The following is a 19,841-nucleotide window of genomic DNA, read 5'->3' on the forward strand; positions in this document are numbered from 1 at the left end:
GAAGCCGACCCTACCGAGTCGGCTCCTCGTGGGGCTGCAGTTCGCCTTGGTCCAATTCGCGCAGAACGGGCATCCGGGTACTCGCGACGGCGATGAGAAGCATCGGTGCGCCAAGGATCATCAGGGTGGTGGCAACACCAAACTTATCGGCGATGGGGCCGGCGAGCATGAAGCCCAAGGGGCCCGCGCAGTATGCGGTGGACGTCATCACGCCGACCACGCGACCGCGCAGATGTTCTGGGGAGCGGGTCTGCATCACGAAGTTCGCGATCGGTGCTACCGGCCCGTAGATAAAGCCGAGGCAGGCGGCCAGCACCAGCAGCACACCGATCGGCGGGAGTAGTGACATGCCCAATGTGGTTGTGCCGGCCGTGAATGTCGCGCACAGCATGATGGTGCGGCGCTGGAAGTGGCGCACCATGGTGGCGTATCCGAGCGCCCCGAGCAGCCCACCCACGGAGATTGCCATGAGCATCCAGCCGAGTTGTTGCGGTGCGCCCGCATCGCTGAAGTGCTTGGGCAGCAACACACTTTCGATGGGTAGATAGAGCGCGGTGATCGCCATGTCGATCAGCGCGATGGTGCGCAGGATCTTGACGTTCCAGAAGAATTTCATGCCCTCGAGTACACCGCTGACCACACCCGTCGGCCGGGTTTCGTGTGCGGGCTTCCCTGCGCCCTCGACCTTGAGGAAGACGATGGCGATGATCGACACCACGAAGCTTGCCGCGGTCGCCCACATGGTGTTGACGCCGCCGATGGACGCGATGAGCATGCCGCCCAGGCCAGGGCCCACGATGTACGCGACATTGAAAGTCGCCTCATACCTGCTGTTCATCTTGTCCAGGGACCACCCGGCAGCTTTGGCGGCGGCCGGCAGCATGGACTCGCGCGCGGTGATGCCCGCGGGATCGAACATGGCGCCCAGTGCGGCCAATGCGGCCAGCAACGGGACGTTGAGTCCGGTGGTCATCGCAAGGATGGGAATGGCGGAGACAGACACAAGTGACAGGACGTCGGAGAAGATCGACATGACGCGCCGTCCGAAGAAGTCGACTGCTGTTCCCGAAATAAGCGTCGAAAACACCAGCGGCAGAGTGCCGGCCGCTGCCACGATGGCAGCGTCGGCGGCAGACCCGTTGCGTTGCAACACGAGCCAGGGCAGCGCGACGATGGAGACACCGTTGCCGATGGCCGCGACGACGGATGCGAAGAGCAGCAGAAGAACCGGCCCGCGATTCACCTGATTGATTGTCGGCGAATCCGCCGTCGGAATGGACATGTCGTCAAAAACGTAGCAGCGGGTCGTAGGGCTGGTCGAGCGAATTTCTTGGTTAGTTCGCCTGCACCGCTGTGCGGATGATCTGGGCGGTCGCTTCCAGATTGGGATCACGGCGAACCATGAATCCCTTTGCGAAGGCGAGCTTGTCGCCGCCCCGGCGGGGTACCACGTGGAGGTGCGCATGCATGACCGTCTGAAATGCGACGCGACCGTCGTTGAGCGCCAGGTTGGTTCCATCGCTTTGCAGTTCCGAGCCCCGGATGGCGTTGGCGATGCGCTGGCCCACCGTCATGATGGCGGCGGCGTCATCGGGCTTCAGGTCCGTCAGGTCCTGTGCGTGGGCCTTGGGGATGACCAGAGTGTGTCCGCGGGTGATGGGGCGGATGTCGAGAAAGGCGAGCGTCGTCTCGTCCTCGTACACGCGGAACGACGGTGACTCGCCGGCGACGATAGCGCAGAAGACACAGGACATGAGCACACCGTAGCGGTTGTGCGCTGGGTGGCCGCCCAATCCAATGTCTGTATTTGACAATAATTGGGCATTGCGGACAAGCTGTGCGGCATCCAAGCTGGGTTCATGGGTACGCGTCTTCCTCACCTGGTCGTCATCGTGGTCTTTCCTGGCATTGATGCCGTCGATGTGGCGGGGCCGGCAGAGGTGTTCGCGATGGCAAACCTGGTGCTGCCGGAGGGCGCCGCGCGCTATCAGGTGCGGGTTGCCGCCGCCCAGCGTGACTCGGTCTCGACCTCGGCCGGAATTCGTCTCGGCGTCGATCAGTCGCTTGACCAGGTGGGGCGGCCGGACACGATCGTGATCACCGGACGGGTAGACGTTGGTACGGACGGGTTGCCTGTCGCGATGGTCGACGACGAGGTGCGAGATTGGCTGCGCGTCAACGGCCAGGAGGCGGGACGTATTGCCGCGGTCTGCGCCGGCGCCCACATTGCCGCAGCGGCAGGGCTGCTTGACGGGCATCGGGCGACGACGCACTGGGGAACGGCCGCACAACTGGCGGCCGAGCACCCGATGGTGGAGGTTGACGCCGATCCCATCTTCGTACAGTCCGGCCGGATATGGACTAGCGCGGGCATCACCGCATCGATGGACCTGGCACTGGCTCTCGTCGGGCATGATCATGGCGACGAAATCGCCCTCAGGGTTGCGCAATTGATGGTGATGTATGTGCAAAGGCCAGGCGGGCAGAGCCAGTTCAGCGTGGCACTGTCCGTTCCGGCCGGTACCCGGCCGGATATCGCCGAGCTGCGGCGCTGGATCGGTGGCCACCTCACCGAGGATCTGTCCGTTGCGGCGCTGGCCCGTCGGCTGTCTGTGACGCCGCGCCATTTGGCGCGGGTCTTCCACGCTGATCTTGGCGTGACCCCGGGATTGTTTGTCGAGAACATGCGTGTCGAGCATGCTCGGCGGCTGCTGGAGCGTACCGATATGAACACAGAACGCATCGCGGTCGAGAGCGGATTGGGATCGGTAGAGACGTTGCACCGGGTGTTTCGTGCCCGCGTCGGCGCTACGCCCCGGGAGTATCGGCGACGCTTCGCGGCATCGCCTCACTAGCAGTGTTCAGGCCCGGGTGCCTGGGCGGCGAAATCTTCACTATTGCCAAATCATATGAAAGGCATTGTCATGCAACAAATATTCGTCGAGCTGTACAACTACCGGCCAGAATGGTCAGGGTTGAGCATTGCCGAACGGGAGGCGTTCGTGGGGGCTCTCGCCGGTGCACTCGGCAGATTTCGCGACCAGGGAGTCGAGATTGTGGCATACGGGGTCAATGACCTCGATACCGATCGCCGTGCGCCATATGACTTTTTCTGTGTCTACCGGGTCCCCGATGTGCGATTGCAGCGTGTGTTCGAAGCACAGATCACCGATTCGGGGTGGTATCGGTACTTCGAGCAGGTCAACATCAGCGGCGCGGCCCTCTCTCCCGCAGGCTCGCTGATGAAGAACGTCATGTTGCAACCAGCTGTACGGCAAGGGGAGCCTATTGCCGCGGCGCAGGCGTATCAGAAGCAACAGGCGATCGTGTTGGGCCACACGATGAGCTACATCGACGTTGGCCATGGGCGGCCAGTTGTGTTTCTTCATGGCGATATCATGTCGTCCTTCTTGTGGCACAACGTTATTCCGTATGCGAGTGCAGGGTTTCGGGCCATCGCTGTCGATCTCATCGGCGCCGGGGATTCCGGCAAGATTCCCGGCAGCGGAGAAGGCACCTATTCCTTCGGCCTGCACGCCAAGTACCTCGGCGCATTGCTCGACACGCTCGATCTGGGCGATGAGGTGATCTTGGTAGGACACGATTGGGGAGCGAACCTCGCGTTCGACTGGGCAATCAAGAATGAGGGTCGCGTGCGGGGGATCGCATTCACGGAAGCCTTGTTGCCGCCATTCGACTGGTCGGATTGGCCGTTGCTGGTGCGCGAACCGTTCAAATATATGCGCAGCCCGGAAGGCGGGCGAGATGTGTTGGATAACAACTACTTTCTTCATGCCGCGCGCGATAACCTCATGCGCGTCCTCGAACCCGCGGAGTGGGCGGAGATTGAGCGCCCCTATGCCCAACCCGGCGAAGATCGCCGTCCGACCTTGGATTGGCCGCGCTCTGTGCCCTTTGGTGACGACGACACCCCCGTCCGCGCGGTGCTGGAACACCAAGCTGCCTGGCTGGCGAATTCCACTGTGCCGAAGTTGCATCTCGCCGGTGTGCCCGGTGGCATCGAAGCCGTGGGAGGCCGGCGCCGTGACACCATTGCCACCTTCCCGAATCTCACGGTCGGCGAGGTCGCGGGACTGCATTGGACCCCGCTCGACGACCCGCATGCCGTGGGCGAGGCATTGGCCGCCTGGCTAGCCGTCGTCTGACGCTAGCAAGGGCCATAGGCTCTCAAATCCCTTGAACTGCTGTGGTTCCCTCTGTCACGTCAGGTGGTGGGACTTGTCGGCGGCATTGGGGTGTTGGAGGCGACGGTTGACGCCTTCTGTGACCCGTCACGCATCTGCAATTGGGCTGTGTGACACCTCACTCTCGAGCGCAATTCCCCGGTGCTCGGCCTGCTCTCGGGCGACTTCGGCGCGACAATCCCATTGCGGTAGTGGCGTATTCGGATCGTGGGCGCGGTGCACCGCACCGCCCTTCCGGTCGTGAGCTGCCACGCAACCTGTAGTTGACAGACTTCGTCTACCGGTTGCGAAGGCTATCGGCCGGTCTTATGGTTTGTGGTATCAGGTTCATGGCGAGAAATCGCCAAGTGCCAACGTTGTCACCTGATCGAAGCTCGAATCTATCGCCCACTGGCAGAGCCATTTTCGGCTCGCTTGGAGCGAACCAGACGGCAAAGATGAAAGGCACTCTGATACCCATGAGCAATCTGCTTAGCTACGACCAGGTTCACACCATTGTGCGTGAGGAATTGGCCGAGGTGCTCGGCATCGAGACCGAAGAAGTCACGACGGCGCCGATGGCTGACCAGGGCGTAGAGTCGCTCGACATCGTCGAGCTCCGGCGCAATCTGGAATCGAAGTTCCGCGTTACCTTCCCGCGCAGCAATGTTCTCAGCGCTCTCGCCGATGAGCTTGGCGGTAAGGACCGCGTGTATGACGCGGAAGGCCGGATCACCAAACTGGCTGAAGGTGCGTTGTATCAATCGGCGTTCGGCTACACGGCCGACGACTTCCAGGCCGGTGCTTGGCCGCACGAGGTTTCGGGGTCGACAACGACCGCCCATTGGGCGTCCATCGCGCATCGCCTCCTCAACCCTTCGGCTGGTCCGGTCACCGGCGATGAACTTCTGGTCGCCGATGTGCGGGAAACGCTTACTCAGGCCAACTCGGCTGTCGCATAGCGTCTTCAGCTAAAGCATCTGCACAGATGGAGCTACAGAAACGGTCACCTGATGACGACGATGTAGTCATCACAGGGATTGGACTTGTCGCGGGTACGGTTACCGATCCCGAGGAGCTATTTTGGCAGTTGAATGACGGTGTCTCCTTCATCCGGCAACACCAAGAGCATCGCGATGCCGAGTTGCCGGCGTCGGCTTCTGGGCATGTCGATGAGGAAACCGTGCGCAAGCTGGCCAGCGCTTTGCCGGAGCAGGCAGCCCGGGTTGGTGCGGCTGGCGTGCTCGGATGGCATGCGGCGGTGGAGGCTTGGAAGCGCAGTGGTCTGCCTAACCTTGCGGGCAGCGACCGGGTCGGTGTGTTTGCCGCGTGCAACAAGCTGGCCTTCGCGCCGGACACACTCGCGGATCTGTCCCGGCTCTATGACCGGCAGGCCGGCACGTTCGATCTCGACGCCTACCTGGACCATCTCGAGGCCGTATCGGATCTTCCGGATGAAATTCTGCAGTTTCTTCCGGATACGATGACCGCCTCTCTGGCCGAGTATTTCGGCCTCGGTGGGCCGCTGGTGACTCATGCGGAGGCGTGTGCCGCGGGCGGTGTGGCGATCGGCAGCGGTTACCGGCACATTTGCTCAGGCGAATTGGATGTGGCGCTGGTCGGCGGCGCCGAGCGACTGACTACCTACAGCATCGTCACGGCTTTCGCCGCGCTCGGCGCGCTCGCTCCTACCGGTGACAAACCAAGCGACGAGATAAGCAGGCCATTCGACAAGGGGCGCAACGGTTTCGTCATCGCGGACGGCGCCGCGTTCCTTGTGCTGGAACGACGCTCGCATGCCGAAGCGCGTGGTGCACAGGCGCTGGCAAGGGTCGCCGGCTACACGGGTACCGCTGAAGCGGTACGGATAACCTCAAGCGAGCGGGACGGTGCGACATACGCGGAATGTATGCGTGCCGCGATCGCTGATGCCGGTCTGAGTCCGTCAGACATACATCATGTGAACGCGCACGGGACGGGCACGCAAGCCAACGACGAGTGCGAAGCCGCAGCCCTGCACTTGGTGTTCGGTGCCGACGCGGCCTCAATTCCGTTGACCAGCACCAAGTCCTCGCTCGGTCATGGTTTTGCGGCAAGTGGCGCCATCGAAGCCGTGCTGTCGGCGATGAGTCTGCGTGAACAGGTTATTCCGCCCACGCTGAATTTCAGTGAACCGGATGATGTCACGAAAGGGCTCGATGTAGTCACCAAGGCACGGCACCACGAATTCGACACCGTGCTCTCCAACTCCTTCGGCTTTGGCGGCATGAACTGCACACTGATCCTGGCAAAGGAAGCGTGACACTCGATGAATCAACGCTTGGCGGTAGGACTGTGTAATCCGGGCTTGTATTCCGCAACCGGGCTTGGCGTGGAGACCGTATGGGAAGCACTGCGAGTAGGAAAAAAGAGCACTGTCCCAAACGAATTCATGTTCGGATCGTGGTCCGAGCTTCCTGAAGTCTTCGCAGTTCCCGATCCAGATGCGTCGACACTTGGCATCCACCGAAAAGCACTGCGCACGACGGTGAAACAAACTCGCTTGGCGATGTATGGGGCCCAACTGGCGCTGAAGGGCATCTCAGATGTTGGCCGCCCTGAGTGGGGCGCCTATCTCGGACTGCCCATGGTTCTCAGTCCTCTACTGCCGCAGTGTGATACGCCTGACCTTGGCGAGGTGGCGCAAGATCCCGAAAAGATCGCCGAGCTGTATCTTCGAGATATTCCACCGTTCTTCGCGCTGACAGATTCGAACAACACGGTGGCTGGCCATATCGCAATCCTGTTTGGGTTGACCGGTCCTACATCGGTGTATTCGCCCTTCTCCGACGCAGGCATGCAGGCGCTGATCGAAGGCGCACTCGCAGTTGCCGAAGGCGACTGTGAGAGCGCGTTGGTCGGCGCGGTAAGCCCGTCTATATCCCCGTGGTTGGCACTGCAATACGACGATCTGGACTGGAACGGAGCGATCCCAGGCGAAGCGGCGGCATTCTTTAGTGTCGGACAGTCCAGCGATGTTGTACTCACGGGTTACAGCCGTGGGTTCGCTACCAGCCAGACTCGCCCCGAGGTACTCGCCGACACACTGCGAAATGCGTTGCACGTGGCCGAAATATCGGTTGAGGACGTGGGCTGGATCCTGGCCGATAGCCCATGGACGGACGAGGTGGCCCACGCGCAGCATGCCGCGATCAGCAGCGTGTTCAACGACCAGGCACCGGTGTTCTCCGCGGAGCAGGCTATCGGAGTAACCGGGCCCGCTCAGCCCTTGGTGCACGTGTTGTTGGCCCGGCATGGACTGCTGCGCGGGCTACGGCTGCTCCCGGTGAACGGAAACGGCGACGATGCCGTGTCCGAAGAATCACTGTCAAACAATCAGGCGGTTGTGGTGCTCAGTTGCGGTGTCCAAGGACAGGTTTGCGCTGTCGTAGTGGAAAAGGTGGCGCGATGAGCGATGTGAACCAGCCCAGACACGGCAATCGTGTACTGGTGACGGGCCTTGGCGTGGTCTGTGGCCTTGGCATGAACTGGCAGTCCATGTGGGACGGATTGGTAAACGGGCGCTCGGCAATACAGGCATGGTCGCCGCCGGATGTTCCGAACTTTCCCGTCGGCTACGCGGCACCGGTAGACGATCAAGCGTTCACCGCGTTGTTTCCCGATTTCGGTGCGCCGATGGAGAAGCGCACCCGGTTCGGCCTCGCGGCCGCGCAGCAAGCACTGGAGGACGCCGGTGTGACGAACGCCGCGGCACTGGGCCGCGTCGGTGTTTCGATCGCCTCGGAAATGCCAGAACGTGAATCGGGAGAGTTGTTGAGTGCGTATGTCGATGGGGTCGTGGACTGGAAACGCGTACACGAACAGCAGATCGGCCTTGACCGGTCCCACGCGCCGTTGGCCACTGGAGATGCCTTGGCGACCGAAATCGCTAAGCGCTCCGGCCTAGCTGGTCCCACGCTGAACCTCAATACGGCGTGCGCCGGAGCAACACACGCACTCGGGCACGGCTTCCGGATGATCCGGCGCGGGGAAGCGGACGCGGTGATCGCCGGGGGAGCGGTTAGCCCACTGAATCTGCCGATAATGACGAGTCTGTACCTGCTCGGCGCCCCATCAACATCAAAACTTTACGGCGACCGACTGTGCCGGGCGTTTGACCGCGACCGCAGCGGGATGGTCACCGCTGAGGGGGCGGCAATGGTGCTCTTGGAGAGCGAGTCGTCGGCGCTGGCGCGCGGTGCGCACGTGTACGGCGAGGTGGCGGGATTTGGCAGCTCGCTGGACGCATATCAGGTGACCGCACCGCATCCGCAAGGAGGCGGGTCGGTTTTGGCGATGCAGCGTGCCCTTGCCGATGCTGGAGTCGCCCCGTCCGAGGTGGGTTATGTAAGTGCGCACGGTACATCCACCCCGCTGAGCGACGCGGCCGAGACAGCGGCGATCAAGGAAGTGTTCCGCACCGGTGAGCATTACCGCTCACTCATGGTCAGCTCTATCAAGACGATGCTGGGTCACATGCTCGCCGCGGCGGGCGCCCAACAGCTGATATCGACGGTGCTGTCGTTGCGCGACGGAATCATTCCGCCGACCCTGAACCTGGAGAACCCCGACCCGGCCTGTGACCTTGACTATGTGCCTGGCCAGGCCCGCAAGGCCGATATCGAGGTGGCAATCAACAACTCGCTCGGGTTTGGTGGGCTCAACGCTGCTCTGGTGGTACGCCGTTATGACAACTGAACATTCAGATCAATCAATAGTCGTGACCGGAACCGGCGTGGTGCTGCCGACGGGTCGTCACATCACGCCCTTGTGGGACGCTTGGACTGACGGGAAACCGGCTATCTCGCCGTACCTCGATCCGCTGGTCTCCACGCGCCGGATCACGCATTTCGGCCATGTACCGGCTGAGGTCGTGGAACAAAGCCGTGAAGCAGTGCCACACAGACAGCGGAAATACGGCACCCCATACACCTTCAACGCGGTGTTGGCAGCTCAAGATGCGATCGCCGAGGCTGGACCTGGCTGGGCGACCATCGATGACCATCGACGCGGACTATTTGTCGCACAAGACAATTCCACTACACCCAGCATCGGAACTTTCGCTCGAGGACTGACACAACTGGGTGAGGGCCGCGAAATCGATTTCGGCGCACTGACAAACGAGCTACTCATGAACGGAGGGCTTGATCCGTTCACCATCATTCATGCCCTTAACAACAACACGCTCGCATTGGTAAGCATCGTCCATGAGCTTCGCGGGGATTGCGCAGCGCTGGTCCAGGGCGAATCCGCGGCGGTCACCGCACTGCAACGTGCCAAGTTCAGTCTGCGTAACGGGCATTGCGATATCGCGCTGGTAGTGGGTGCGGGCAGCTACAACGAACCACTCACGCTGGCCGGGCATTACCGCCTGGGCCATCTCAGCAAAGACGCTGGCGGCGACGGCCAGCTGCGGAGTTTCGATAGTGCGCAAGACGGAACGGTCCTGAGCGAGGGCGCGGTAGCGCTGGTGTTGGAACGCTCGCGAGACGCGACCGCGCGCGGTGCCACACCGCTGGTCCAATTGTCTGACACGGTTGTCGTTTCGGGCAGCCGCGGCGCCGGGCCCGCACGCATCGCCCACCGTTACGGTGACATGCTGCACCAGAACGGGATTGGGACAGAGCAACTCGGCGCGGTGCTGGCCGACGGCAAGGCGGCCCCCGGCTACGACCTCGCCGAGATCGAACTGATCACCACCTTGTTCAAGGGCAGCGGCATACCCGTATCTACCGTTCGGCCGATAACCGGCACACCAGGTGCGGCCGGCCCGCTGGTTGATCTGGCACTGGCTGGGCGAATCTTCAGCGAAAATACTCTGCCGGCAATCGCCCATCTCGGGGATCCACTGTCTGATCAGCTGGAGTTCGTACAGGGCGGACCCCGAAAGCAGCGGATCGACTCAGTTCTGGGCACCTATACCAACTTCAACGGAATCTCCAGTGCGGTACTGGCCGAACGTCCAGGCGCAGCGGGCGCGGCCTGAACATCAGGACCACTTGAGCATCACAAACCAGGGAGAAACGTGTCTTTGAGCGGCAGAGAGTTTGAAGGTCAGGCTGCGCTTGTCACCGGGGCCTCACGCGGAATCGGACGTTCCATCGCATTGGCGCTTGCCGAACATGGGGCGGATATCGCATTGCACTACGGAAACTCGAAACCGGCAGCAGAAGAGGTCGCCGAAAAAATATCTGCATTGGGTAGACGGGTCCTCCTCTGTCAGGGCGACATAGCCGATCCGGCAGTGCCCGAGCTACTAGCGGATACCGTGCACGCCGAATTCGGCCGGATCGATGTCCTCGTGAACAACGCGGGCACCCACGGAGCCGGCCTGCTCCTTGACATCGCCCCGGACTATCTCGAGGAGACGGTGGCCACCAACCTCCTTGGCCCCATCCGGATGACGAGAGCTGTCGTCGCACACATGCTGGGCCAGCGATACGGACGAATCATCAATATTTCCTCCGTGGCCGCCGACAAGCCCGATAGCGGCCAATCTACTTATGCCGCAACCAAAGGTGGCTTGGAGTCGTTTACCAAAGCCATAGCCGTCGAGTTCGCGTCGCGAAACATCATCTCGAACGCGGTGGCGCCAGGCGTTATCTACACCGACATGGCGGAGATTACGCGTACTCATGTTCCCGCCACCTTCGAACGCTTGAAGGCCCAGATACTGGCCAAAGACTTCGCAAAGCCGGAAATAGTCGCCGATGCTGTCCTGTACCTCGCGAGCCGCCAGAACACCTACATCACGGGCGAGGTTCTCCATATCGACGGCGGGTACAAGATGAAATAGCGCTCAAAGGCGAAGAGCGCGAACGCAACAGCATTTCTCACACAGCATCCGCCGGGTTTCATCACAGACGGACGCCTCGACAGATCAAGGAGGACAGGTGCGCAGGACCGATGAGTTGTTGCCTGGCAATCCTTGGCTGCGCAGGCTCCGCGACGGGAACGGTGCGACGCGGGTGATCTGTTTCCCCCATGCAGGCGGTTCCGCCAGTTACTTCAGGCGATTGGCAAAGATGCTGCCCGTCGACACCGAAGTGCTCGCCGTGCAATATCCGGGGCGGGGAAATAGGTTGCGCGAGAAGCCGATAGAGTCAGTTCCCCTGCTCGCAGAAGGCATCGCATCGGCCCTACCCGCTAGCGATAAGCACGACGTACTGTTCGGTCACAGCCTCGGTGGCCACATCGCGTTCGAGGTTGCGCAGAGGCTGCCCGTTCGCAAACTTGTGGTGTCCGGCATCGTGGCACCGTCCAAGGTGGTCGATCTCGGTTACCGGCTACTCAACGAAGCCGAAGGAATCGAACGGATAGCGGCTTTGGGTGGCCTGCCACCCGAAATCCTCAACGACCCCTCGGCCCTCAGCGCTCTTTTACCGGTGCTGCGAAGCGATTTCACTGCCGGCGAGACATACACCCCACCGCCCGACGCGACCGTCGCGTGCGATATCACCGCGCTCATCGGTGACAACGACGTCTTGGCCCCACAGGAGCGGGTGAGTTCGTGGCGCGAACACACACGTGGCAATTTCGATCTGCGGATATTCCGCGGCGGCGGGCACTTCTACTTGGAAGACCACATCGACGAAGTAAGTGCCTGCCTCATCCAGGCGTTCAACGTCAGCCCAATCATCTAGGCGACTATGCAAAAAGCTTCTGCCGCAGAATTTCTGACCCCACTGGGAAAGCGAGGAAATGTGTACAACTACATCGTCACGTCCCCCGGGCAGGGTGTGCAGAAGCCGGGCATGCTCGATCCTTGGCTAGCCCTGCCCAATGCGCGCGATCGCATCGCTCTCTGGTCTGACGGGGTCAAGTTCGACCTGGTGACCGCGAGCAGAGATGAGAACTCTTTACGTGATACCGCCGTCGCTCAGCCCGTCATCATCGCGGCGGCCCTGCTGTCGCTGAGCCTGCTGCGTGAGAAAGTCGACATCTCCGGAGACGGCGCACTATTCGCCGGCCACTCGGTGGGCGAGCTCGCCGCTGGGGTTGGGGCGGGCTATCTGACTGAGGAGGCCGCGCTGACGTTGGCCGGCGTGCGGGGCGGTGCGATGTCGTCGGCATGCGCCCTCGCCGCTACCGGTATGGCCGCGGTGATGCCGACGAAACGGGGTGGCGCGTCAGATGAAGAGATTGTGGCCAAGACGCATGAACATGGCCTGTCAACCGCAAACCGCAACGGCTGCAACCAGTTCGTCGTCGCCGGGCCTCTCGACGCCGTCGAAAGTTTTGCTGACGCACCACCTGAGGGCATGCGTGTCATGAAACTGGATGTGGCGGGCGCCTTTCACACGTCGGCGATGGATTCCGCGATATCCGCGTTTGCGGAAGCAGTGAACAGCTGTCCGGTTTCGGCACCGTCATCTCCCATGATCGGCAATAGCGACGGGGCGATCATCGAAGGTCCCGTGGACTTCAAAAAGCGGTTGATCGCCCAGATCAACTCGGTGGTCCGTTGGGACCTCTGCGCTGCCGCGATCGCCGAGGCAGGAACCGCCGACACCCTGTTCATCGAACTAGCACCAAGCGGACCGTTGACCCGTCTGGCGGACCGTTTGGACGCAAAATTTCAGACCGTCGCCATCCGCGAGCCGGGGGACGTGGAGTTGCTCACCGGCGAGTTCGCCATTGATTAGCCACGTTCCGTGCGAACACTATGCGTAACAGGGTGAATAGCCGAGAAAGGAGGCAACGTGACAGACACGCGACCGCATCAGGGCACGGTGGACGCGCCTGGGGAGCCAATTCGTCCACTTAGCCGCCTGGAGACATACTTCACTTTTGGGTTTGGTCATTTCGGCGGGCAGTCAATGCTTATCTCGGGGGATTTAAATATCGAGGCGCTGAATGACACTTGTATTGAGATGCAGCTCCGCCACGAATCCCTGCGAAGCATCATCCGTAAGAATGATCAAGTCCCCGAGTTTGTGGCGACGCACCAACCGCCCAAATCGATCCGCGTATTCGAGGGAGAAGACCTTGGGACCCGGTCCACTGGGCGTGAGGCCGTATTCGATCAGACGCAGCAGCTTTTCTACGTCGATCTGCTTCTCGGGGACGGCCAGGCCCGCGTAACGTTCTTCGTCCACCACTCAATCGCGGACGGCCGCCACGGATCTGCGATCCTCATCGAGTTTTGGAGCCTTTACGTTCAGCGCGTCGAGGAAGGGCAGTTCCCGCCGATCCTCACCCAAAAATTCCCACAGTCGGGGGAGTACTTCCTGAACCGCACTCAGTATCCGGGCGCGGATCCGAGCGTGAAGGCGGATGAAGTATTGCGTGTGCCGCTGTGGGATGAGGCCGCGCTTGCCCAGAAACTCCCGCCCCCTCGGGAGCCCGCGCTCGCCAAACAGATGACGTTGGAAAAACTCGGCAGAGCAAGCCTCGCCCGCCTCGGCAATATCGAAAGCATCTCGATCAACGCGCTTGTATCCGCAGCGCTGATTCGTGCGCATGTCCGCGCTGGCGACCCAGTCCCACTGTATTTCTATCCGGTAGATCTTCGTGACTGTGTGACGCCTCCGGTTGCCCCCACCGAAGCGACCAACTTGCTCTCCAACGCATGGTTCGGCGATGTTGAGATCGGGCCGGACCTCGTCACACTCGCCAGAAAGATACATGTCCAATTCGACAGGGACTTAGCGGACGGCACAATTCACCGAACGCGTGTTAGAAATGAGCCAACGAAGCTTCTCGCTGATAAGTCTTTTGGTGGCGCAATTCATGCCACCCAGCTAGGTCGAATTCGTGTTCCCCGCCTACCGGGGAATCTGGTCGTGGACGACATCACGTCCAGTCATGCATCGGCATTGGGGCCAGCTATTTATACGTTCTTGTACGGTCGGGAAGTTTCGGTGTACACGATTGACTCGCTGAATCAACGACTGCGGGTGGGTTTCCTAGCCGGAAGTTACGAAAAGAGCGATGAGCTTCTCGCGCACATCGAAGACGAACTGACCGCGGCGATAGACGCTCGCGTCTGATGGCGTTCCCTCGAGGGCTCGGTGCGTTCGGGCGCAATGTTGTCCGGCGCGGCTGGTTGGTCGTGGTGATAGCGGTCGTGGCCTCGCTCGCATTCGTATCCGTCGCGAAGGTGCGTGAACTATCTGCCCCGTCGGGGCCGGTGGTGAGTCCGAAGGGCGCACCGAAGCTCCCGTCGTTCGCTCCTAAGCATGTGGTCTACATGGTGTTCGGGGAATCCGCGGGCACAGGGACGCTCACTTACCTCGACGTCGACAGCAGACCACACCGTGTCGACTTCACGACGTTGCCTTGGACGCACGAAGAAGTCACGACGCGTACATCGATGTTGGCCAATCTCATGGCCCAGTCAACGAGAGATGAACTCGGTTGCAGGATCATCGTCAACGGCGAGGTTCGCGACGAACAGGTCCAGAGTCGCGAGCAGGGATCGGTCGCATGCAAGGTGAAGTCGGCATGACCACCGCACGAGACGACGTGGCCCGTGGGTAACAAGCATGTGGGGCCCGACCGCGGCGAAAGGCGCCCTTTCGTCACGCACGCTGTTCGGGTGCTCGCGATCCCGATCGTCCTCTTCTGGGTCGGCGCTGCCGTTGCGGCTAGCTTGTTAGTCCCCAAGCTCGACGGTGTGACAAAGCAACACGCAGGGCCAATGGTTCCCCTGGATGCGCCTTCGCAGCGCGCAATGCTGCACATTGGCGAGAAGTTTCAAGAATCGACTTCCACGAGCCTCGCCTACATCCTGCTGGAGACCGAGGGGCGAATACTGGGGGATGCCGACCACAAGTACTACGACGAGTTGATCCGTTTGCTCGACGCGGACAAGCAGCATGTTCAGTTCATCATGAACATGTGGGGTAAGCCGATCACGGCCGCGGGCAGTCAGAGTCCCGACAACAAGGCCGCCTACGTGATGCTGCGTTTGGTCGGCGATATCGGCGAGGCCGCCGCCAACGAGTCCACCATCGCACTGCGCAAGACGGTGCAAAATACCCTTGAGCGAACCCCGCCCCCACCCGGACTCAAGGTGTACGTCTCGGGAGCGGCTCCGCTGTCTGCGGACCTGCTTGACGCCGGCGACAAAAGTATGAAGCGGGTGCTGCTTTTTACGATTGCCGTCATCATCATCATGCTGGTCCTGGTTTACCGTTCCATTTCATGCGTGCTGTTGATATTGATTACCGTCGCTTTTGAATTCACGGTATCCAACGGCATTGTTTCTTTTTTCGTGGTGCACAACATCATCGGCATATCGACATTCGCGACCAGCATGGTCGAATCACTCATCATCGCGGCCGGAACGGATTACGGCATCTTTCTGCTCGGCAGGTATCACGAGGCGCGCAATGCGGGCGAGGATCGGGACCGCGCGTTCTACACCACGTTTCACGGCGTATCGCACGTCATTCTGGGGTCGGGGCTCACCATTGCGGGCGCATGCCTCTGCCTCGGTTTTGCGCGGCTTGGCTACTTCAACACGATGGGGCCGGCCTGCGCCATCGCCATGTTGGTCACCGTCGCGGCGGCTTTGACGCTCGGCCCGGCCCTGCTCGCAATCGCAAGTAAATTTGGTCTTCTCGACCCCCGGCCAACCCGCGGGCAGTCCCGGGGATGGCGCAGGGTGGGCACGATCGTCGTGCGCTGGCCAAAGCCGGTGCTGGTGGCCTCAAGTGCGGCCGTACTGGTGGGAGCCGTATTTCTGCCGTCCTACCGGGTGAGCTACAACGAGCGGGCCTTCCAGCCGGTCGACACCCCAGCCAACGCCGGATTCATGGCCTCGGACCGGCATTTCGCCGGCGGAAAACTGAACTCGGAAATGCTCTTGATCGAATCCGATCACGACATGCGAAATCCCGCGGATTTCATCTCACTCGATCATATCGCCAAGACCATCTTCCACACGCCTGGGATTGCCCAAGTTCAAGGCATCACCCGGCCCGAGGGCCGTCCAATGGAGCGCGCGTCAATCGCCAACATACTGGCGGGACAGGGTAGTAGCAGTGGTCAACAGCTGCCATTTACCGAGAACCAAGTAGCAGATTTAGATAACCAAGTGGCCGTCATGGATCACACCATCTCGATCATGCAGACAATTCTTGGGCTCATGGATCAAATGACGCAACTCACCCATGACATGGTGGGGACAATGGAGGAGATGAAGGCACTCGCCGACCAGGTGGAAATAAACATCAGTGCCGTCGACGATTTCCTCAGACCTATTAAGAACTACTACTACTGGGAACCGCACTGCGCGGACATCCCCATTTGCTGGATGGGGCGCTCGATGTTCGATTCGATGGACAGCATCGACGGGATGACGGCACTGACAGCGGAGGCGCTGGCCTCCATGCAGGTCATGGACCAGCTGCTGCCCCGCATGCTCGCGCAGACACGCATGGCATTAAGTGACATGACCATCATGCGCGGGATGATGGTCAAGTCGCGCGGCACCCAGGCGCTGAACACCTACACCGCGGCCGATGACGCAAACGACATGATCGATATCGGTCAGGATTTTGACGATTCCCGTAATGACGACCTCTTCTATGCGCCGAAATATATCTTCAGTAATACTGACTTTCAGGTTGCTCTCCGGTTTCTTGTCTCGCCGGACGGCACCGCGGCCAGGTTCATCATCAACCATGACGGTGAGGCCCTGAGCCCCGAGGGGGTAGCCCATGTCAATGCCATCGAAAAGGCCGCCTATGAGGGGCTGAAAGGCACATCTCTCGCCGGGGCGAAGATCTACCTCGGAGGCTCGGCCTCGAATTATCGAGACATCGAACAATATGTAAAGTCCGATCTGCTGATCGCGGCTATCGCCTCGTTCACTTTGATCTTCGTCATAATGCTGATCATCACGAGGAGCATAATTGCCGCGTGCACCATTATCGGCACAGTAGCCTTCTCCTTCTCGGGAGCTTTTGGATTGGGTGTATTGATTTGGCAGCACATAGTTGGCCTGAACCTGCACTGGATGGTCCTGCCTCTTGCCTTTATCCTCTTGGTCGCGGTGGGTTCGGATTATAATCTGCTGTTAATCGCACGAATGAAGGAAGAATTGCACGGCGGAATTCAGACTGGGATCATACGGTCGGTCGGGTCAACCGGTGGTGTTGTGACAGCCGCCGGCTTGGTATTCGCATTCACCATGCTGTCCATGGTGCCGAATGATCTACGCGCCATCTCGCAAGTAGGCTCGATTATCTGTGTAGGCCTTCTGCTTGACACCCTGATTGTGCGCTCGTTTATCGTCCCAGCGATCGCGAGGATTCTGGGCCCATGGTTCTGGTGGCCGCGAGTCGTTCGTTGGCGCCCGGCGCATACTTCTAACGCAGCGCTCACGAGCGCGTCAAAGGGGGCGTGATTTTGATGCCCACCGCTGAACCGCTGCATGATGGCGCCGCACACAGAATCCATGCCAAGTCCCGAGAGTTTCGGATCGCGGCGGTTGGTCTGCTCCTCGCCGCAATGATCGGCCCCGGACAGTTGTATTGCCTTCAGGGAATTCTTCCGCAGGTCGCGCAGGGGCTGCATATCTCTCCGGGCGACAGCCAGCTTATTTTCCTGGCGGCATTCGCCGGCTTCGCCGTCGGGCTGATTCCGATCAGCCTGTTATCTGAACGCTATGGCAGGCGAAGTATCTTATTAACTTCATCTACACTCGCGACGTTGATCTGTCTGCTTCTGGTGTTCTGTAATGACCTTACTGAAATAGTCTTACTAAGAGGGCTCCAGGGCGCCCTGCTGGCGGGCGTTTCTGCCATCTTGATGGCATACATAGGAGAAGAGTTTGAGCCCCAGGCTGTCACCCCCGCGATGGGCGTATACGCGGCAGGAAACGCTCTAGGGTCACTATTGGGTCAAATGTTGCCGGCCTGGATCGTTGGCGGCACAGGTTCATGGAGATTGGCGCTCGGGGGGCTGGTCGTACTCGTACTTGTGGTAATCATTATTTCTGCTCTCGCGCTTCCACGTTCAAAATTCTTCGTGCCAAGCAAGGTTCCGTACGTCCGGGAATCTAAACTTTTTCTTTCTCACCTTTCAAACCCTCGGATGCTGGTTGTCTACCTGCTGGTGTTCTGCTTCATGGGCGCGATCATTTCGATATTTAATGCCTTACCTTTTAGGGTTGAATCGCCACCGTTTAACGTATCTCCAAGCGTGTACGGCACATTTTTCCTAGTTATCCTATTTGGTGTTTTTACCGCGAAGGCCTCGGGCACATTGGCCGCGCGAATCGGAATCAGGAACACTCTACTTCTGGCTGTTGTCTTGATGCTGGCCGGAGTAGCGCTGCTAGCCGTTCCCGTGGTGTGGATCATTGTGCTTGGAGCGGCGCTTGTCACCGGGGGAGGGTTTGCGGGGTACACGTGTCTCACGAGCCTGTCGGCGACGATCGCGCATAAAGGTAGAGCTCAGGCATCGGCGCTTTTCCTCGCATCCAGCTTCACCGGGAGCGCGATGTTGGGACTGATCGGTAGCCGGGTGCTCACGGACGTGGGATGGGACGGCCTACTGGTGTACATCGGCGTACTGATGGTGCTCGGTTTCTTGCTGGCGCTCACCGTCCGCGATACAACACGCGCCGATGCACATACGAAAGTAGGAAGTCATGACTAGCCCCGTTGATCCTGTCCTGATGTCAGTCCTCGAGGCGATCCCCACGGAGCAGCTCAATCGGCCCGAGGATTTGCCCCTGGTACGTGAGTCCCGTCGGCGCGCACCCACCGACAACGTGCCAACGATCGGCCGTGTGAAGGACATCGTGATTCCGGCTACCGATGCGCCCTCCGTTGCGGCGCGCATCTACTGGCCGGTGGGCTTCGAAGACGCCGGAGAACTCCCGCTTGTCGTCTATTACCACGGTGGCGGTTTTGCACTGGGCGGCATCGATTCTCACGATTGGGTCGCGCGGTCGATATGCGCACACATCGAAGCAGTGGTGCTGTCCGTGGATTACCGCCTGGCCCCCGAAAATCCCTATCCAGCCGCTGTCGACGATGCCTTTGTTGCGTTGACCTGGGTGGCAGAGCATGCCGCGGAGTTGGGAGCTGATCCGGCGAGGATCGCGGTAGCCGGCGATTCTGCCGGCGGCAACCTCGCGACCGTGGTTGCCCAGCTAGCGAAGTCCCGCAGTGGCCCACATCTAAAGTTTCAATTGCTCTGGTATCCGTGCACCACCAGCGACCTCACCTTGCCGTCGGTCGCCGAGAATTGTGACGGTCCGGTCCTGTCCCGGGACATCATGAGAATCTTTGGCGAGGCGTATCTCGGTGAGTTGTCCGAAACCGCCGACCCGGCGGCACTGCCCTTCACTGTTGCGCCGGTCAATGGGGACCTTGCGGGTCTACCGCCGGCATACATCGCCACCGCGCAACACGACCCGCTTCGAGACGACGGCACGATGTACGCGTCACTGCTCGCGGATGCAGGGGTGCCGGTCCAGCTGCGCAACGCCGCCACCCTAGTGCACGGCTACCTTGATTTCGCCAGCGTCGTCGCGGCGGCGAAAGAGGAATTCCTACTTTCGTTGGACGCCTGCAAAGCCGCGTTGTAGGGGTCACCTCGCCTTCGCTGCGTCGCCGCCATAATTGACCTGGGTAAGAACATCCGTCGCCGGCCGGG

The 19,841-nt window shown here is 60.6% G+C and carries 17 protein-coding genes; 15 read left to right on the forward strand and 2 right to left on the reverse strand.

Features of this window, described 5'->3' with window-relative positions:
* Window positions 1–10: 10 nt before the first annotated feature.
* The gene (locus B4393_RS01960; RefSeq protein ID WP_078332700.1) at window positions 11–1,282 is read right to left on the reverse strand and encodes an MFS transporter; all 1,272 of its coding nucleotides are present in this window, start codon (window positions 1,280–1,282) and stop codon (window positions 11–13) included.
* A 52-nt stretch (window positions 1,283–1,334) separates the two neighbouring features.
* A complete protein-coding gene (locus B4393_RS01965) occupies window positions 1,335–1,754 on the reverse strand; it encodes an HIT family protein (RefSeq protein ID WP_078332990.1) in 420 nt (139 codons plus the stop codon).
* A gap of 105 nt (window positions 1,755–1,859) precedes the next feature.
* Here B4393_RS01965 and B4393_RS01970 point away from each other — a divergent pair, with 105 nt between their 5' ends.
* The 15 genes from B4393_RS01970 (at window position 1,860) to B4393_RS02040 (ending at window position 19,773) form a co-directional block, all read left to right on the forward strand.
* Window positions 1,860–2,855 carry a GlxA family transcriptional regulator gene (locus tag B4393_RS01970; RefSeq protein WP_078332991.1) on the forward strand — a complete coding sequence of 332 codons (996 nt, stop codon included), beginning with the start codon at window positions 1,860–1,862 and terminating at the stop codon, window positions 2,853–2,855.
* A 69-nt stretch (window positions 2,856–2,924) separates the two neighbouring features.
* Complete coding sequence (locus tag B4393_RS01975) at window positions 2,925–4,166, forward strand: haloalkane dehalogenase (protein WP_157901264.1); 1,242 nt, start codon at window positions 2,925–2,927, stop codon at window positions 4,164–4,166.
* Between the two features lie 476 nt (window positions 4,167–4,642).
* Entirely contained in the window at window positions 4,643–5,146 is a 504-nt protein-coding gene (locus B4393_RS01980) for a phosphopantetheine-binding protein (RefSeq protein ID WP_078332702.1), read from the forward strand.
* 26 nt (window positions 5,147–5,172) lie between these two features.
* Window positions 5,173–6,486, forward strand: a complete 1,314-nt coding sequence (locus B4393_RS01985) for a beta-ketoacyl-[acyl-carrier-protein] synthase family protein (protein ID WP_078332703.1) — start codon at window positions 5,173–5,175, stop codon at window positions 6,484–6,486.
* Between the two features lie 6 nt (window positions 6,487–6,492).
* Window positions 6,493–7,635, forward strand: coding sequence for a beta-ketoacyl synthase N-terminal-like domain-containing protein (locus B4393_RS01990; protein ID WP_078332704.1), 1,143 nt, complete (start codon window positions 6,493–6,495; stop codon window positions 7,633–7,635).
* Window positions 7,632–8,921 (forward strand): beta-ketoacyl-[acyl-carrier-protein] synthase family protein, encoded by a 1,290-nt coding sequence (locus B4393_RS01995; RefSeq protein ID WP_078332705.1) that lies wholly within the window; start codon window positions 7,632–7,634, stop codon window positions 8,919–8,921. Before B4393_RS01990 ends, B4393_RS01995 begins: the two co-directional genes overlap by 4 nt.
* Before the next feature lie 22 nt (window positions 8,922–8,943).
* Window positions 8,944–10,209: a beta-ketoacyl synthase N-terminal-like domain-containing protein gene (locus B4393_RS02000; protein ID WP_078332706.1), complete on the forward strand. Its 1,266-nt coding sequence runs from the start codon at window positions 8,944–8,946 to the stop codon at window positions 10,207–10,209.
* A gap of 39 nt (window positions 10,210–10,248) precedes the next feature.
* On the forward strand, window positions 10,249–11,019 hold the full coding sequence (locus tag B4393_RS02005) for an SDR family NAD(P)-dependent oxidoreductase (protein WP_078332707.1): 771 nt from the start codon (window positions 10,249–10,251) through the stop codon (window positions 11,017–11,019).
* 97 nt (window positions 11,020–11,116) lie between these two features.
* Complete coding sequence (locus B4393_RS02010; protein WP_078332708.1) at window positions 11,117–11,866, forward strand: thioesterase II family protein; 750 nt, start codon at window positions 11,117–11,119, stop codon at window positions 11,864–11,866.
* 60 nt (window positions 11,867–11,926) lie between these two features.
* Entirely contained in the window at window positions 11,927–12,868 is a 942-nt protein-coding gene (locus B4393_RS02015; RefSeq protein ID WP_078332709.1) for an ACP S-malonyltransferase, read from the forward strand.
* A gap of 57 nt (window positions 12,869–12,925) precedes the next feature.
* Window positions 12,926–14,215, forward strand: a complete 1,290-nt coding sequence (locus B4393_RS02020; RefSeq protein WP_078332710.1) for a phthiocerol/phthiodiolone dimycocerosyl transferase family protein — start codon at window positions 12,926–12,928, stop codon at window positions 14,213–14,215.
* Window positions 14,215–14,673 (forward strand): MmpS family transport accessory protein, encoded by a 459-nt coding sequence (locus tag B4393_RS02025; protein ID WP_078332711.1) that lies wholly within the window; start codon window positions 14,215–14,217, stop codon window positions 14,671–14,673. The genes B4393_RS02020 and B4393_RS02025 overlap by 1 nt, the downstream gene beginning before the upstream one ends.
* Before the next feature lie 24 nt (window positions 14,674–14,697).
* Window positions 14,698–17,580 (forward strand): MMPL/RND family transporter, encoded by a 2,883-nt coding sequence (locus B4393_RS02030; RefSeq protein ID WP_078332712.1) that lies wholly within the window; start codon window positions 14,698–14,700, stop codon window positions 17,578–17,580.
* A gap of 5 nt (window positions 17,581–17,585) precedes the next feature.
* Complete coding sequence (locus B4393_RS02035; RefSeq protein ID WP_078332992.1) at window positions 17,586–18,836, forward strand: MFS transporter; 1,251 nt, start codon at window positions 17,586–17,588, stop codon at window positions 18,834–18,836.
* Complete coding sequence (locus B4393_RS02040) at window positions 18,829–19,773, forward strand: alpha/beta hydrolase (RefSeq protein WP_078332713.1); 945 nt, start codon at window positions 18,829–18,831, stop codon at window positions 19,771–19,773. The genes B4393_RS02035 and B4393_RS02040 overlap by 8 nt, the downstream gene beginning before the upstream one ends.
* The last annotated feature ends 68 nt before the right edge of the window (window positions 19,774–19,841 follow it).

Source organism: Mycobacteroides franklinii (genome assembly GCF_002013895.1).
Lineage (GTDB): Bacteria > Actinomycetota > Actinomycetes > Mycobacteriales > Mycobacteriaceae > Mycobacterium > Mycobacterium franklinii.